Annotated in this window: 18 protein-coding genes and 1 pseudogene; 6 read left to right on the forward strand and 13 right to left on the reverse strand. The window is 40.7% G+C overall.

Translation table 11 applies throughout. The annotated features are described in order from the left end of the window. Positions 1 to 42: 42 nt before the first annotated feature. The 3 genes and pseudogenes from comI to BP95_RS33015 form a co-directional block, all read right to left on the reverse strand. Entirely contained in the window at positions 43 to 138 is a 96-nt protein-coding gene (comI, locus tag BP95_RS33010; RefSeq protein ID WP_021255831.1) for a competence inhibitor ComI, read from the reverse strand. 323 nt (positions 139 to 461) lie between these two features. Further along, complete coding sequence (locus tag BP95_RS0110095; RefSeq protein ID WP_028532067.1) at positions 462 to 1,316, reverse strand: MBL fold metallo-hydrolase; 855 nt, start codon at positions 1,314 to 1,316, stop codon at positions 462 to 464. Positions 1,317 to 1,491: 175 nt separating this feature from the next. Beyond that, positions 1,492 to 1,632: pseudogene (locus BP95_RS33015) on the reverse strand (IS3 family transposase); the annotation flags it as partial. Positions 1,633 to 1,783: 151 nt separating this feature from the next. Here BP95_RS33015 and BP95_RS34220 point away from each other — a divergent pair. Beyond that, a complete protein-coding gene (locus BP95_RS34220; protein WP_161627149.1) occupies positions 1,784 to 1,915 on the forward strand; it encodes a CAP domain-containing protein in 132 nt (43 codons plus the stop codon). A 72-nt stretch (positions 1,916 to 1,987) separates the two neighbouring features. Continuing rightward, positions 1,988 to 2,116 (forward strand): hypothetical protein, encoded by a 129-nt coding sequence (locus BP95_RS34225; RefSeq protein ID WP_268632027.1) that lies wholly within the window; start codon positions 1,988 to 1,990, stop codon positions 2,114 to 2,116. Between the two features lie 914 nt (positions 2,117 to 3,030). Here the strand turns inward: BP95_RS34225 and BP95_RS0110120 are convergent. Then, on the reverse strand, positions 3,031 to 3,690 hold the full coding sequence (locus tag BP95_RS0110120; RefSeq protein ID WP_028532068.1) for a hypothetical protein: 660 nt from the start codon (positions 3,688 to 3,690) through the stop codon (positions 3,031 to 3,033). Between the two features lie 216 nt (positions 3,691 to 3,906). Here BP95_RS0110120 and BP95_RS33525 point away from each other — a divergent pair, with 216 nt between their 5' ends. Next, positions 3,907 to 4,062, forward strand: a complete 156-nt coding sequence (locus BP95_RS33525) for a hypothetical protein (protein WP_185929608.1) — start codon at positions 3,907 to 3,909, stop codon at positions 4,060 to 4,062. A gap of 205 nt (positions 4,063 to 4,267) precedes the next feature. On the opposite strand, the gene BP95_RS0110130 is transcribed toward BP95_RS33525, so the two are convergent. After that, entirely contained in the window at positions 4,268 to 4,489 is a 222-nt protein-coding gene (locus BP95_RS0110130) for a hypothetical protein (RefSeq protein ID WP_028532069.1), read from the reverse strand. 204 nt (positions 4,490 to 4,693) lie between these two features. On the opposite strand from BP95_RS0110130, the gene BP95_RS0110135 reads away from it, so the two are divergent. Then, positions 4,694 to 4,990: a hypothetical protein gene (locus BP95_RS0110135; RefSeq protein ID WP_028532070.1), complete on the forward strand. Its 297-nt coding sequence runs from the start codon at positions 4,694 to 4,696 to the stop codon at positions 4,988 to 4,990. A gap of 382 nt (positions 4,991 to 5,372) precedes the next feature. On the opposite strand, the gene BP95_RS0110140 is transcribed toward BP95_RS0110135, so the two are convergent. The 8 genes from BP95_RS0110140 to BP95_RS0110180 form a co-directional block, all read right to left on the reverse strand. Next, the gene (locus BP95_RS0110140) at positions 5,373 to 5,576 is read right to left on the reverse strand and encodes a zinc ribbon domain-containing protein (protein WP_021255818.1); all 204 of its coding nucleotides are present in this window, start codon (positions 5,574 to 5,576) and stop codon (positions 5,373 to 5,375) included. 657 nt (positions 5,577 to 6,233) lie between these two features. After that, the gene (locus tag BP95_RS0110150) at positions 6,234 to 6,599 is read right to left on the reverse strand and encodes a GntR family transcriptional regulator (protein ID WP_021255816.1); all 366 of its coding nucleotides are present in this window, start codon (positions 6,597 to 6,599) and stop codon (positions 6,234 to 6,236) included. Then, complete coding sequence (locus tag BP95_RS0110155) at positions 6,596 to 7,252, reverse strand: ABC-2 transporter permease (RefSeq protein WP_028532072.1); 657 nt, start codon at positions 7,250 to 7,252, stop codon at positions 6,596 to 6,598. Before BP95_RS0110155 ends, BP95_RS0110150 begins: the two co-directional genes overlap by 4 nt. After that, entirely contained in the window at positions 7,245 to 8,099 is an 855-nt protein-coding gene (locus tag BP95_RS0110160) for an ABC transporter ATP-binding protein (protein ID WP_028532073.1), read from the reverse strand. Before BP95_RS0110160 ends, BP95_RS0110155 begins: the two co-directional genes overlap by 8 nt. 344 nt (positions 8,100 to 8,443) lie before the next feature. Next, entirely contained in the window at positions 8,444 to 8,941 is a 498-nt protein-coding gene (locus tag BP95_RS0110165) for a hypothetical protein (protein ID WP_028532074.1), read from the reverse strand. A gap of 463 nt (positions 8,942 to 9,404) precedes the next feature. Continuing rightward, complete coding sequence (locus BP95_RS31855) at positions 9,405 to 9,869, reverse strand: hypothetical protein (RefSeq protein ID WP_051614047.1); 465 nt, start codon at positions 9,867 to 9,869, stop codon at positions 9,405 to 9,407. 386 nt (positions 9,870 to 10,255) lie between these two features. Further along, a complete protein-coding gene (locus tag BP95_RS0110175; protein WP_028532075.1) occupies positions 10,256 to 10,924 on the reverse strand; it encodes an HAD family hydrolase in 669 nt (222 codons plus the stop codon). A gap of 95 nt (positions 10,925 to 11,019) precedes the next feature. Then, on the reverse strand, positions 11,020 to 11,508 hold the full coding sequence (locus BP95_RS0110180; RefSeq protein WP_028532076.1) for an NUDIX hydrolase: 489 nt from the start codon (positions 11,506 to 11,508) through the stop codon (positions 11,020 to 11,022). A 378-nt stretch (positions 11,509 to 11,886) separates the two neighbouring features. On the opposite strand from BP95_RS0110180, the gene BP95_RS0110185 reads away from it, so the two are divergent. Beyond that, positions 11,887 to 13,236 carry an FAD-dependent oxidoreductase gene (locus BP95_RS0110185; protein ID WP_028532077.1) on the forward strand — a complete coding sequence of 450 codons (1,350 nt, stop codon included), beginning with the start codon at positions 11,887 to 11,889 and terminating at the stop codon, positions 13,234 to 13,236. A 38-nt stretch (positions 13,237 to 13,274) separates the two neighbouring features. Continuing rightward, positions 13,275 to 14,570 carry a citrate transporter gene (locus tag BP95_RS0110190; RefSeq protein ID WP_028532078.1) on the forward strand — a complete coding sequence of 432 codons (1,296 nt, stop codon included), beginning with the start codon at positions 13,275 to 13,277 and terminating at the stop codon, positions 14,568 to 14,570. Positions 14,571 to 14,594 lie beyond the last annotated feature (24 nt).

A 14,594-nucleotide genomic window follows, 5' to 3' on the forward strand; every position in this document is an offset into this window, starting at 1 on the left:
GAATGGAAACCCACCTTTGGCGTCCAACCTTGGGGTGGGTTTTTACTTTCTCTTGTTGTTATGATTAATGTATGTTAAAAGAGCAAGAATGAATGTTCCAAAGAGGAGCATGATCGTTATTGCGTCTTTTACTTCCATGGCTTCACCTCCTTTCGAAGGGAAACCATGCCCACCCAAGATTCAATTGTAGTTATATTTTACCTTTTATCACATCCGCGTACAAGTGTTCTTATAGTTTTGAACTTACAGTTTGAACATGGTTTTAATGCAATTCGCATACCTTCCAAATAACGTTCCCGCATTTCACGACACGAGCCAGCCTTAGATAGCTCTCATCTTAGGCTGGCTCGTCTGTTGTCTAACCTTCATCCATTATTATACATCTGGCTACCAAAGGGCGAAAGCCCCCAGCGTGAATACTTTGTTATAGGATCTCTACGGCATCATAAAATCACTTCAAATTAACGCTCTTCTGAATGTAATATCTGATCGTTTACAAACGCTTTAATGAAGAATAGTTCGTCTCCAATAGGCTTCCTTTTATTTTCTTTTTCAAAACTCTCTAATGATTCCTCTAATGAAGTTGAATTTGTGGCTTTACTGGCCGATCTTAGCTGTTTCCAGAACGAATCCATTTCTTCAATATCGCAAATCGATTCATGACCAACTATGAAATGACTCGCATCGAATTTCTGAATATCTTCTATCATTGGCTCTAAATGAGACTTTTTATAGTGAAATAAAGAGTTTTTGGTTGTACTATAAATACTATCTCCAAGGAAAATTGCTTTTTCATCGGGAACATAAACGACTGTTGAATCATCAGTATGAGTGCTTCTGATTCTCTCAATAACACAAATCTTATTTCCTAAGTCAAGAACAAGAGACCCATCAAAAACAATATCTGAAGAATTTAATTTGAACACATCCCTATTAGGCACTTCACTCTTGATAATTTCCACACACAGTGAATCCATCTTTTTAGCATCTACATATTCTTGAAGAGAGTGATCGTCAAAAGAATAGCTTCGCCACGTATTCAATAATTGATCGGTAAGGCTATTCACAATGATCGTTGCATTATACTCATTCATCCCCAAAAAATGATCCCAGTGTGCATGTGTGATCACCAGATACTTAACCGGAGGTACGTTTACCTTTTCGATTTCACTCAAAAAATCCCTAGCATGTTGAACAGAATTTCCAGCGTCGATGACTAGACTATATTTGTCTCCACAAACCAACCCTAATGTCGGTCTTTCTTTCTCGTTTTGGTTAGATAAATAATAAATGGAATCACTCAATTTATTTAACATACAATATCCCCTCTTTTAAGAACTTTCGTTTCTCACGAGTCTCTTCATCACAATTTTTCATTGGTACCAACTCCCCACCCATTTAGTTATATTTTACAATTATAGCATCTCACAAATGATATAGAAGGTAGTAAACAATTATAACTAAACAGTACGTAAGGATTGTGCTGGCATATAAGGTTGCGAAAAAAATATATTGAGTGAATTTAAATGTGGCTTCAGCAACGGCGTTGTCGTAAGGATAACCTTTCATGCTTAAAGAACAAACGATTTGGAACGTAATCAACGTTTCGTCGATCAACTTGTTCTTAAACTTAATAAACATACTGACAACTTTCTTTGCGAATCTTAAACCCTCTATTGGATTTTCTTCAAAAAACTTAGATAGGGTTTACTGGGACTGAACCTTTTGAACGAATGAAAGCCTCCGGCTGGAATTATTGAACTTCTACCGAACGGGTGAAGTCATGCATTTTGGACAGAAGAGCAGCACGATGGCCATGCAAGGCTGGCTGGATACCGCCTATCATCGTGACATTATTTTAGGTTCTGCCTATAACGAGATCGGTTCTCGCTTGTTGATGGAACAGCTGTTGTGAATCTAGGCGGTTCATACCAGTCCTCCATTCTAACCGTATCTCTTTGTCTATCCTTATCAAGGGATAACCAATGTGCCAGTAGGATTCTACGGGAATGAAGTGCCGAATCCATTGGATCAGTTCAATGTCGAGCATTCAAGCTATATTATTTCTGCGTCAGTCCCTGGCAAGCTGGATTGGCATGAAGCAAGTATCACGTAAGAGAAGGAAAATAACGTTCCTTTTATGAAGAAGTCTCGAGCGGACGTACCCTGTCCCTTTATCCAAGTCCATATTGCAGGGTTATCATACATATCGCGTCAATCTGGCATACCGTACCGATAGCTCATCCGAGACGCAGCATCTATCCTGATTCTTCAAGACTGGCAAGGGCCATCAGTTAGTAAGCATATCAGGAGCTGCGAAAGAGATTCTGATTAATGAAGGCGAAGAGGCCTCCATTCGGATTACAGGACGATATGACGATAATGTCACGGAACCCCTAACAAATCAAGTGCGTTATGTCAGCAGTGATGCAGCAGGGCTAAAGCTCGTGTCCCCTGCTACCTTCAAGGGAATAAAGGCGGGCAATTATTACTCGTGCTGCCTTCTCGGATGAAAAGGTGCATTTCTCCATAAGTCACAAAGGATTCGTCTTCTTCATTATCGAACTCGAACCAAACCCCTGCGTCCTCGATCTCCTTCACCAGCACGGACTTTAAAGGCATCTGCAGATACATATCTGATAATCATCAGAGTCTACATGATCAAGTAGGAAAGTAAATCGCAAATAATAAAGAGCTCCCAAAGGGAGCTCTTCAGCCTGTTGAGAAACCTCACTATTTTATAGAACTATCAAAATTCGTGAAGTTCTTATCAAAAAGTCGGTTCTCAGAGCGTTTTAAATCGATTTTTATTTTATGAGATGAGAGCCACCACATAAAAATCAAAGTGTCGAAAAGTCCAAGGGACTTTCTCGACACTCTGAAGAGCTCCCAAAGGGAGCTCTTCATGTTCCTAGAGATCCTTTCGGAGTCCAAGAACGACAGATATACAAAAATAACTCGCGTGGGTTCTCCAAACAATAAAAAGGACTGCCAGCAGCAGCCCTTTTAGATACGCGCCTTAATCTTCTACTAAATGCAACCTGGGATTCCTGCTTGTGCAGTAGTCCATTCCTTTGTTGTATTAACTGTTGTTGTCGTTACCTTAATAAGTCCTATATTTCCAACTGATAACCACGAATCTACTTTAACTTTAGCCTTCAGTTCAACTTTTTTGCCGTCATCAATAACTTGAGCTCCAACATCTCTACTAGCTATTGTGAAAGTTGTTAATAAATTATCATCGTTATCTATTACTTGAACGGTCGCATTATTGACAGAAGTAAATTTGTTCCACGAGTAATTGGAACTTGCTTCATAAGATAATTCAAACGATCCACCAAGATTAGTTGTATAATATAACATTTTCATGCCAGTACAAAACTCAGCTCGAGGAGCTATTGCATTAGGGTTTTCTGTTGATGTAACTTCTCTAGGAAGTTGTTTTAATTGATTAAGAGCTTGTTCCAATTCCCCGACAGTAACAGTAACAGAATCATCTGAAAAAGCAACAGCATCAGCTTTTTTCAGAGCTCTAGGATCTAATCCTAGATATTCAATAACTTGGTTTACATTCTCTTCAGTTACAATTGTGTCCGTTGATAGTGCTCCACTTGCGCTCGCCTGTCCACCAAAAATTAGAGCGATAGAAAGACATAGAGCGATACATAAACTAATAGATTTTCTTACCATCGGACTATCCTCCTCCTTTTTTTTCCACTTTAACATACTATGTACATATTTACCAGTATATTTTTCGGTTAATTGAAATAAATTGTAATTAGACTTTTGGAAATGACTATATTCCTTTCACTTCAAATGCGCCTCCAACACGATTCCATTTCAGCGATTTGTGTTAACTCATCCAACAAGTATATAATCAAAAATGAAAAGGAGGTGCTGTATCTAATGGAATTTATAGAAATAGGACTAAAACTATTTGTTTTTATAATAGGTATTTCACTATTCTTTGCTCTGGTAGGTTTTCTAGTTAAAAAATATCTAAGTAACTTCTTTGATAAAATATTTTCTTCAATTAAAAATATTTTCAAAAAAAAGGACTGACCATATTGTACGAATTCAGACGGTTGTAAAGTCTGTGCACAAAATCCCGGATTTTGTGAAATAGTCTAGCCTCTCGAACGCCGTATTCGGGCAAATTCAGCCTTGAGCGGGGATTTTGCTTCCGTGGAACATCACAAAAAAAACGGGCAAATCGCAACACTTACAATCCCCCGTTTTCTTCGTTTTTCTTTGATTTTCTGCACGATTAAAAACCTCGTTCAATGAATGAAATAACTTCTTCGGTCGATGATACATAATCCATCTTCAAGCAAATCATGAGTGCATACTTCCCAACTTTATATTCTCCTTCGGTCACTCTATGTACTTCGTACCGATCATCCATACCAGCTGCGACTCCGCCGAACTTCACGTTATCTCCTACATCCATCTGGCGGATTGTCTCTTTCTGCACATTGTTTAATATCATGTTCTCATCTCCTTACTTTTCAGGGTAATAACTTTTATGCCGCTTACGCAGCTGCAGGTGATGGCCGTGTTGCCGTAAATGAGTTGGCTTTCTTTATTTTGCCTATTCAAGAGACTCGATTAATGTTACCGCTCATGTGGGGAATCTGTCCTCTGAACGAATTCGGGTCAAGGTTCTGCCACCCAAGTCTACAAGAAACCTGAAGTGATCAAAGATTATACCTTCCTTGCCACATATCATCCTGATCGTACCTTAACGGTTGAAGGCAAATTCACCATTCTTGCTGGTCAACAGACGACGATGATGGTACAGACGGGCGGGAAGAAGCCAAATCAAATTGAAGATGTAACGGTATCCGTTGATCGTGAAGGTAACTTCAAAGTCACATCTGGCCCGTACACAGAAGACTCCTTAAACCTATACTTGAAGACACCTGGAGCGTATTGGATCTCTGTCGAAGCCAATGCGATGAATGTCAGCGAATATACCCCCAAGCCATAATGCTAATAGTGGTTTCGTATGAACCTTTTTAGGGTGAACATATCTCGAATGTAATAAAACGAACTCCTTGTACTTTAGAAAAGGTGCAGGGGGTTCCTTTTTTTTTCATCCACAGTACGAGTAAGGATATTTTGTTTACCAATGATATGTGTATTCAGATCCGATAAGTTTCTTTATATCGCTATCTGATCTATCACCCCATCCCCAATAGAAGAAGGACGAACCTATAGCGGCCGTCCTCCTTCAACACAAAATAGATTTCATTAAGCTTATACAGCCTCTCTTTCAATTATAACTAAACAGTACTTAAGCTTAATAAAATGAGCAGGCTGCGGTAGCCTGCTCAACAAGATGTGTTATTAAATTATTGTTGCTTACCTTATCAACCGAAAAAGAAATCAAGAACATTCGAGCCAGCCGAAGATTTTTTATTGTAAAATTCGGAATACCCGCAATTTGCGCAGTACACGACTATAAATTGATTGTGCTGAATATCGAACATTTTGGATAATCCTGTGCCGGTCATCGCTACTTCTTTCGTCCTTGCGTCTTTGCTTCCGCATTTAATGCATCCTTTTTCACTCATACATCTGTCACTCCCCAACATGTTATGTTTCTTCGTACGTTTCCAATGCATATAAGGTTGCGAAAACAGAATGAATCTAATTTTCAATTAGGCTGGGTCGTTAGTTATGTGCTGTATCTTCCTCGATCGATTATACATCTGACAATAAGGAGGCGAAAGCCCTGATGCGTGAATATAACGTGGTACTTTGTAAAAACCAATGAAAAAAAGCTCCCGTCATGAGAGCTTTCCGTTCCATTCATCGGAGGCGGGAGTACAATGAACGTCCGAGGAGAAGGCCTCCAATAGCAAAAACAATTGATACCCAGGTTCCATTCTCACTCGTAGCTAAATACGATGGAAATGAAATATTTATCGTGACTTTCAGAGCAACAAACACGATGAGTGTTCCAACTATCCAAAGTTTCATCTTGCCTGATCCCATTTGCCCTCGCTTATTGAGAAATAGTACCCATCCTTGAATCATCCCGGCTACGATGCCCAATACAGTCCCTGACAGTAGCAAAATCCACTCTTTCGCTCCAATGCTATTCATCGTAAACGCCCACACAACTCCGGCAATCAGCAGCAACAATCCGACGAGAAATATGCTATCTAACCTTTTTATGACACTACAACCCCTTTATGAAATTTGTAATAAACCACACCTGCCAGCTATTAATAAATCTTCTTCAACAGCTCAATAACTTCATCTAGGGTGAGGCCAAAGGATTTGTAGTATGAAGTGTCGTTAACCATTTGCTTCAAAACCATTTCGTTGCGTATTTTCTGTATTTCGTCGGATGTGAATTCGGCTACGAAACACCCTTTACCTGTTACTGTATTTATCAAACCACTTCGTTCGAGTTCTTCCCAAGCTTTCTTTACGGTAATGACACTAACACGAAGCTCCAGGGCTGCTTGTCGAATTGGTGGCAAACAATAACCGCTCTCTAATTCGCCTTTCAAAATTTGGGCGCTGATTTGTTCGAAAAGCTGCTGATAAATCGGCTTTTCAGATGTATTCGAAATAGATACGTTCATTGGATCTCCACTTTTAGGAACCGTCTAACCGCAATTTGATAAGCAATCATAGTGAATGCAATAAATATCACGATTCCTGCAATCAAGATGGAAATTTGAAGCGTCATATTGTGGGCACCGGCCCCATTGAAAATGTCATACAAATAAGGACTCTCGATTCCCACCCATTGGGCAACACCGGCAAAAACCATTGCAGCTGTTATAGATATAAACTGCGCCGTACCATATTTATACGCCGTCTTATAAAACATAGGGAACAAGAAAATGTTATAGATCGCAAGCATAACAAAGTTTAGTCCCCAGAAACCCATGTACGGCGCGAAGAAGTGGTACGTCACATTCGGGTATAGGTGAACCGTGAACAAACTGTAGATCATGGCAATCACAAGATGCAGTAATTCCAAGATAACAAAAACGGACACCCTTGCCTTCACCATGTCTTTCTTGGTCACAGGCATCATCGCGGTAAAGAGTAAATCGTTCGCGCCTCTAAATTGGGCGAACAAATTCGGTGCCGATACCCAGAAAAAATACATAACCACAAGAAAATACAGCCAACCTGGAATGAGCATCAAAGCGCCCATCACAAAAGGAAACACAAAAAACATCGGATTTACGCCTAACTTCAAATCTTTCATCAATAAGTTAAACATACGCATCCTCCTTTTTCGCGAAATAAATCATGATTTCCTCAAGACTCGGCGTAGCTGCTTTAATATCGGAGGATGGATCGAAGTCTTTGGAGTGGATCAATCCTGTGAAGCCGAATGAATTTATTTTGTAGGAAATTAACTTTTCCTTCACTTGGTTTAGCTGGCTTTCGTCACCACTCAACAGGCGGTAAGACGCAACAAATTCATCTTTCTCAGAACTGCTGATAATTTGTCCGTTTTCGATAAAGGTAATGAAATCCGCGCATTTTTCTAAATCTGATGTGATGTGAGTAGAAAATAGAATGCTGATTTCGCCATCTACTACGAGCTCTTGAAAAATATCGAGAAGATCGTCTCTTGCTACCGGATCGAGTCCACTTGTTGGTTCATCGAGGATGAGGAGCTTCGCACCATGAGATAAGGCAAGGGCCAAACTGTACTTTACTTTCATTCCCGTTGACAATTCGACGATTTTCTTGTTCTCATCCAATTTGAATCTTCTCAGATATTTGTAATAGGTTTCATCATCCCAATTCGTATAGAATTTCTTAATCACATCGGTCAACTTCTTCATTTTGCTTCGCGTATAGAAATCGATGCCGCCGAATGCGAATCCGATCTCCTGCTTCAATCCCAGTTCGTGCTCGGCCATGTCCCTACCCAGAATGTGTACCTCGCCGCTGTCAATTTGGATCATATTCAGGATCGATTTTATTGTGGTTGTTTTACCTGCGCCATTGGCACCGATAAATCCCATAATATAACCCTTTTCCAATTGAAACGACACATCTTTTAACTGAAAATTTTGAAACTTCTTGTTTACGTTTCGAATGTCTAATGCCAGCATACAGGACCTCCTCATCAAATTGTGCATGTCGTGTATGCACAATATAACACAGGAAATTTCTAGAAGTCAATTCCTTCATGGCCTAATTTCCGGAATTTATTTCAAGCAATTTTTCAACTATCCTGAGAATCCCTTCCCGGATCAAAACAGTATTGTTATTTTGCTCGCTCTACCTTTGGCGAGAGCAATCACCTCGGTCATCGATGCTCCTCCCCACATACAAAAAAGCCTGCAATATTAATTGCAGACTCCTTAACTCTAGTAGATTCAGTTCAATGTGAAACATCAAATCACTTGATCTTTAGAGGTATGGTTAACAAAGGTATTACTTGCTCCTAAATAATTCAACAAATGTTCCTGGATGACACTATCTCAACTAGTATTCCTTCATTTTTATAATTCTCTAGTTTCTCAATGTTAACCCATAAGGGCTCATTATTCCTTAACTTATGAAAGCGGACTATACTATCATCTCCATGAAAAGTCAGGATGATTAGAAAACGATAATTAGGAAAATCTAATTTCAACTTCGCCGCCCACATACTGACAACTTTCTTTGCGAATCTTAAACCCTCTATTGGATTTTCTTCAAAAAATTTAGATACATCCCTCATATGAACATGACTCTCTGCAGCTTCAAAACCTGTTCTATCTCCGAATTGACTAAGTATGAAATCCAAATTTAATTTTCTTTCAGACTCACTATCTTTTTGAATTATGACACAACCATCTACTTCAATAAAAGTAGGCCAAATAAGCTCAATCAGTTCTGTATGTTCCTGAAAACGATTAACTTGTATTCTACTTAGTGCCTCATGCATTTTTTGATTTGTCTTTTTCATTTTTACCCCTTTGATACTATGGATTATCGTATAAAGACGATTGATATAAATGAGACAGAGATAATGTTTTGTATATTGCGCTCTGATACTTTAATGAAAAATCCCACAACCAAATAACTTATCCATCCAATCATATCAACCCATAAAGTATTTGATAAAAATTGATCATGTAAGTAAAGGAACAAAACCCAAAATCCAAATGGGAAAAATAAATGTAATCCCAATGAGATTAGGATATTTTTCTTTGTTTGTTCATCGATCTTAATAATATTCACTACGTCCTTTCACTTAACGTTTTTGCATTCATGTCGCCGATTTCCTTTAGATATCTTTTTTCAATGGGGTGTCGGTGTGTGCAATATGTCTCTGCTTCCTGTTCCCACATCTTGCAGAGCGAGGGAGGCATGTCTCCTGATGTGCGAGAGCAGTGTTGGCTGAAATAGCTAACAACCTTGAGAACAAATCAGATATTAGATAATTCTCTTAATGCTTCTTGGGCAACTCCTCTCACATTTGAATTTTCGTGATCCTCATATTTATTAAATACTGGAACATACTTGATATTGTATGTCATAGCTAGAGCATATAACGCATCAGCCTGGTACTCTAAGTCAACTCCATCTATTTTTTCTGCTAAAAAGTCTAATTGTTCTTTTGAGTAATCAGTAAGTAATTGAAGAATATCCTCTATTATTTCTTTATCACTATCCAAGAACATTCGTTCTTGCAACAAGTGAATAATTTCATCAACGAAAGAGAGATTATAACCATAGTAAGGATCTAGATATCGATCTAAACAAAAAAGAAGACTTCTCTTCTCATCATCACTAGATTCACTGAGGTATTTATTAATTGCTGCTACACCACTCATGACAATATCATTCTGATTCTGAGTATAAGTAACAAATCTAACTTTGTTATCTTCCATATTGACCACCACCAAGTTTATGTGATTATTATTTCCCTAATTCTTATAACGTTCTTGTATTTACGAAACGCCCAAGCCTTAGATAGCTCTTATCTTGGCTTGGGCGTTTGTTGTTTAAGGTTTCTTCCACGATTATACATCTAGCAACCAAGGGGCGGAAGCCCGGCTGAGTGAATATGTTGTTAGACGAAGGGATGTGTCTTCCTTTTCATATTCACTTAATGTGTAAAATATTGTACCAGTAATCATCTTATCTTTATGACTAATGATTGATTGTAAAATTACTTCTTCATATTTTCTATGGTGATTCTAAGTATATCTTTTAAATATCTTTTAACATACTTAACCTCACTGATTGGCATACAATTGGACCCTACACTATCTTATCAATTTCCGTTACTCTGTAACTGGAATACAATTGATTTTAGTTCATTTAAGTCCTCTATAACGATATCAGCCTGAGCAAGTTCATCTTCTTGTGCAAAATCAAAATTACATCCGATTGCAACCAAACCATTATCCTTAGCTGCATTTATATCCGATATTCGATCCCCTACTACTGCACCATGAGTAATGCCATACTTATCTATAATCGTCGTCACCAAATCTGATTTATTCAATGATTCTATCTGCTGGATACTACATGTTTCAGTAACCCAGTTATCCAAATGATAAAAATCTACAATCGCAGCTAAATACGCTATTAAACCATTACTTGCTATGTAAATGGAACAATTATTCTCTGTTAAAAAACGGAATATTTCCATTACATTAGGATATAAATCCCCTTTTCCACTTCTTATATTCTCAATTAATCTCTCTAAAAAATATGCATCAGTTTCTTCTCTAACTTCTTGCGAATGATTGGGTAATAAAGTTTCCCATACTTCTGGTAGTGGAGCACCCATAATTTCACGATATTTATCAATAGGAGTTTCTTTTTCCCATTTATTTAGTGACTTCAGATGATTAAAGGTATCTTCGAGTGAACTTTCTAAAATCTTATCGGTTTGAAAAAGTGTGCCATCCATATCAAAGATGAAGGATCGAATCATTGACTTCTACTCCTTTTCTTGTCCCCTACAAAAAAATTTTCCCACGATGCCATCTGATTTTAGCTGATGTCATGTGCCTTCTTTGAGATACCCATTCAAGATCTTTCAAGTTGCTTTAAATAATAAATGATCCCGGCTCGATCAACATTTGAAAATTGTAATGGGTTGCTATTGATTAGATCTGATAGCTCCTTTATGGTAATCCATTTAATATCTGTCGTTTCATCCCCGCTCTTTACTATCTCTCCTTCGGCTTTACATTTAAAATAATACCCTACTGAATCAATTGGTCCTCTTATTGTTTGATATGCTCCAAAGGGTTTTATACATTCAACTTCAAATTCTGGATCTATTCCGGCCGTATCAATTCTTGTGTCTTCTCCTTCAATTTCTGTTACTTCCAGTCCGGTCTCTTCCCTTACTTCTCTTCTCAATGCTTGTATTAATGATTCATATGGTTCAATTCGTCCTCCCGGTAATTCAATCTTCAATGGTTCGTTGGCTTTGTTTCTTGTCTGAATTACAATTTGTCTTTCATTATTAAAGTCTCTTTCAATTATCGCTCTGGAATTAACAAAGAACATATAATCAGTCCCTTCCAACAATTTGTATTAAAAAAAGAAAGAGAGAATTTCCTCTCTCCTTCCTTACTTAGTAAGATAACTAAGCCTTATTAAATTGGTTCAATTTTACAACAAATTAACGTTTTTTGTAACCATGAATTAGATCTATCAATTCCATTGTCGGTACCATACCAAGACTTCCGAATTGGGAAGTCTTCTTTTATACGATAATTCCACACCCCCACCTTCTAACATCAACCTTCACAACTCCGTAAATTATTTTCTGTATATTCGGATATTTAGAAAATTATTTTCTAAAAGCGTTTACAAAGTATTTTTTATTTGTTAGCCTAAAGGCATCAGAGGAATTCATCCTACGAGTAAAGGAGCGAAGCGTACATGAAGCAATATGATGTAGTTGTAATGGGCGGCGGCATCGCCGGTGCTATGGCGGCCATCGCCTCATCCAAGACCGGGGCAAAGACGCTTATTGTCGAGTCTCATGGTTTTCTTGGCGGCACACTGACCGCTAACGGCGTCGGCCCGATGATGACTTTCCATGCCGGCGAGAAGCAGGTCATTCAGGGCTTCACCGGGGAACTGATCGAGCGGCTGAAGCGGTTGGGCAAATCCCCGGGACATATTTTCGACACGGTCGGATTTACCTATTCTGTTACCCCGTTTGACGCCGAAGCGATGAAGCATGAGCTGGAGCTGATGGTCACGGAAGCATCCGGCGATATTTTGTACCATACGATGCTGGCAGGCGTTTATATGGAAAATGGCCGCATCACGGGCATACAGGTCTGCAATAAATCCGGGCTCAGCGACATCCATGCCTCTGTCTTCATCGACGCAACAGGTGATGGCGACCTCTCTGCCCTTGCCGGGGTCGAATACTCCAAAGGACGCGAATCCGACGGAGCAACGCAGCCGATGACCCTGAAAATGAAAATGTACAACGTCGATATCTCAAGGGTCAAGGAATATATTCACAGTCATCCGGAAGACTTCCCACTGTATAACGGGGATACCTCCATTATTGAGAAGTCCCCACGTCTGTCTGTTGGCGGCTTTGACAGCCTGTTCAGAATAGCCAAGGAGCGGGGTGAAATCTCCATTCCGCGTGAAAATATTTTATTCTTTGAGACTAATAACCCGGGCGAAGTCATCCTCAACACAACACGGATTATCGGCTATGACGCAACCGACGCGCACAGTCTCAGTCAGGCTGAAATAGAAGGTCGCAAGCAGTGCCGTGAATTGGAGTTGTTCGTCCGCAAATACATACCGGGATTCGAGCATGCGGTTGTCGAGTCCACCGGACCAAGCATCGGTGTTCGCGGCTCGCGTCAAATCAAAGGCATCTATACGCTGACCGCCGAGGATATTTTGCAACAGCGCCTGTTCGACGATACGATCGCCCATTCTGGTTATCCGATCGACATCCATAGCCCGGACGGCGAGGGCACCAAGCATCAAAAACTGGAATGGGGCGGCGTATATAGCATTCCTTATTCCTGCATGATTACCGCCTCCGTACATAACCTGATCGTCATCGGCCGCTGCATCTCGGCAACTTTTGAAGCGCAAGCGGCGATGAGAACTACTCCGACGACCGGAGCCATCGGTCATGGTGGCGGGATTGCCGCTGCACTCGCGGCGCTAGAGTGCAAGAACGTACAAGACATCGACATCAAGAAAGTGCAGACGATTCTCAAAGAGCAAGGGGCTTATCTGGAAATTTAGTTCAACTTATTTCACCCATTTGGAGAGGGGAAATTCAGATGACAACTACAATGTGGTTCCAAGCAATCGGTATTCTGCTCGTATTTCTGGTGTTTGTAGGGCTGATGATGACGCGCAAGCTGCCAACCATACTGGCGCTGCCCTGCATGGCGATTCTGTTCGCCCTTATCGCTGGCGTACCGCTGTTATCAAGTGATCCAGAGACTGCATCAATCGCCAAGACGATTCTGGCCGGAGGCTCGATGAAACTATCTGGCGCCATTGCTGGACTCATCTTCGGTGCCTGGTTCGGCCAAATTCTGAACAAAGTCGGCATCACCAAATCCATTATTCGCAAGGCGGCCGAGTTGGCCGGAGATAAACCTGTACTTATAGCTATTCTATTTTTCATTACCGCATCCATTATTTTTTCCGCTGCAGGAGGACTGGGCATGGTCATCCTCGTCGGCACGATCGTCATTCCGATTATGCTGACGGCAGGCATTTCCCAATTCGTTGCTTCCATCGTTGTTCTACTTGCCGTTGGCGTCGGATCCCTGTTCAACGTGTCCAACTGGGCTGTATATGTCGATGTACTTGGTCTTTCCGTTGACCAAATCGCCAACTACACATTGGTTGTGGCTTCCCCATTGATCCTCATTGCCCTGGCCATGATCGTGTTCTATATCCGGAAAGATGGCAAAGGCCGCAAAGCTTGGACAATGCCAGCTGCAACACCTGGCGGCGGTGACAAAAAGGTGCCTGCGATTGCCCTAATTAGCCCGCTCGTACCGGTATTGCTCGTCTTTATCTTCAAGATCGATATCGTTCCGGCCGTTATTGCCGGTGCGATCGTCACGATCCTGCTCACCTGGCCGAAGCGTCCAGTCCATATTCTCTCCAGTGCACTAGTGGAAGGAATTCAAGACATTGCTGGCGCAATGGGACTCATGATCGGTATCGGCATTCTGCTCAGTTCCGTTATGTCGCCGCAAGTATCGGCGGTCATCTCACCGCTGATCGAGTCCGTGCTGCCGAATACACCATTAATGTTTATCCTGTTCTTCACGATTCTGTCGCCGCTGGCCATCTACCGCGGGCCGCTGAACGTATGGGGCCTTGGCAGCGGCATCGCCGCCCTGTTCGTATCCGCGGGTATGACTCCAGTAGCTGCAATGCTTGCTCTGCGCGCTGTCAGCAACGTGCAATCCGTCTCCGACCCTACGAACTCGCATAACGTATGGGTAGCTGACTTCACGAAGAGCGACATCAACGAAATTCTGAAGAAGACACTGCCATGGACAATGGTATCCGTCTTGATCGCCGTCATCATTGGATCATTTATGGTGTTTTAAGCCCGGGTGAATTCAAGATTCGAT

The organism is Paenibacillus sp. UNC217MF, from assembly GCF_000686865.1.
Classification (GTDB): Bacteria; Bacillota; Bacilli; order Paenibacillales; family Paenibacillaceae; genus Paenibacillus_B; species Paenibacillus_B suaedae.

Coding starts and splice junctions, on each gene's coding strand:
- comI (WP_021255831.1), bottom strand. CDS start 138: ATGGAAGTAAAAGACGCAATAACGATCATGCTCCTCTTTGGAACATTC.
- BP95_RS0110095 (WP_028532067.1), bottom strand. CDS start 1,316: ATGTTAAATAAATTGAGTGATTCCATTTATTATTTATCTAACCAAAAC.
- BP95_RS34220 (WP_161627149.1), top strand. CDS start 1,784: ATGCATTTTGGACAGAAGAGCAGCACGATGGCCATGCAAGGCTGGCTG.
- BP95_RS0110120 (WP_028532068.1), bottom strand. CDS start 3,690: ATGGTAAGAAAATCTATTAGTTTATGTATCGCTCTATGTCTTTCTATC.
- BP95_RS33525 (WP_185929608.1), top strand. CDS start 3,907: ATGGAATTTATAGAAATAGGACTAAAACTATTTGTTTTTATAATAGGT.
- BP95_RS0110130 (WP_028532069.1), bottom strand. CDS start 4,489: ATGATATTAAACAATGTGCAGAAAGAGACAATCCGCCAGATGGATGTA.
- BP95_RS0110140 (WP_021255818.1), bottom strand. CDS start 5,576: ATGAGTGAAAAAGGATGCATTAAATGCGGAAGCAAAGACGCAAGGACG.
- BP95_RS0110150 (WP_021255816.1), bottom strand. CDS start 6,599: ATGAACGTATCTATTTCGAATACATCTGAAAAGCCGATTTATCAGCAG.
- BP95_RS0110155 (WP_028532072.1), bottom strand. CDS start 7,252: ATGTTTAACTTATTGATGAAAGATTTGAAGTTAGGCGTAAATCCGATG.
- BP95_RS0110160 (WP_028532073.1), bottom strand. CDS start 8,099: ATGCTGGCATTAGACATTCGAAACGTAAACAAGAAGTTTCAAAATTTT.
- BP95_RS0110165 (WP_028532074.1), bottom strand. CDS start 8,941: ATGAAAAAGACAAATCAAAAAATGCATGAGGCACTAAGTAGAATACAA.
- BP95_RS31855 (WP_051614047.1), bottom strand. CDS start 9,869: ATGGAAGATAACAAAGTTAGATTTGTTACTTATACTCAGAATCAGAAT.
- BP95_RS0110175 (WP_028532075.1), bottom strand. CDS start 10,924: ATGATTCGATCCTTCATCTTTGATATGGATGGCACACTTTTTCAAACC.
- BP95_RS0110180 (WP_028532076.1), bottom strand. CDS start 11,508: ATGTTCTTTGTTAATTCCAGAGCGATAATTGAAAGAGACTTTAATAAT.
- BP95_RS0110185 (WP_028532077.1), top strand. CDS start 11,887: ATGAAGCAATATGATGTAGTTGTAATGGGCGGCGGCATCGCCGGTGCT.
- BP95_RS0110190 (WP_028532078.1), top strand. CDS start 13,275: ATGACAACTACAATGTGGTTCCAAGCAATCGGTATTCTGCTCGTATTT.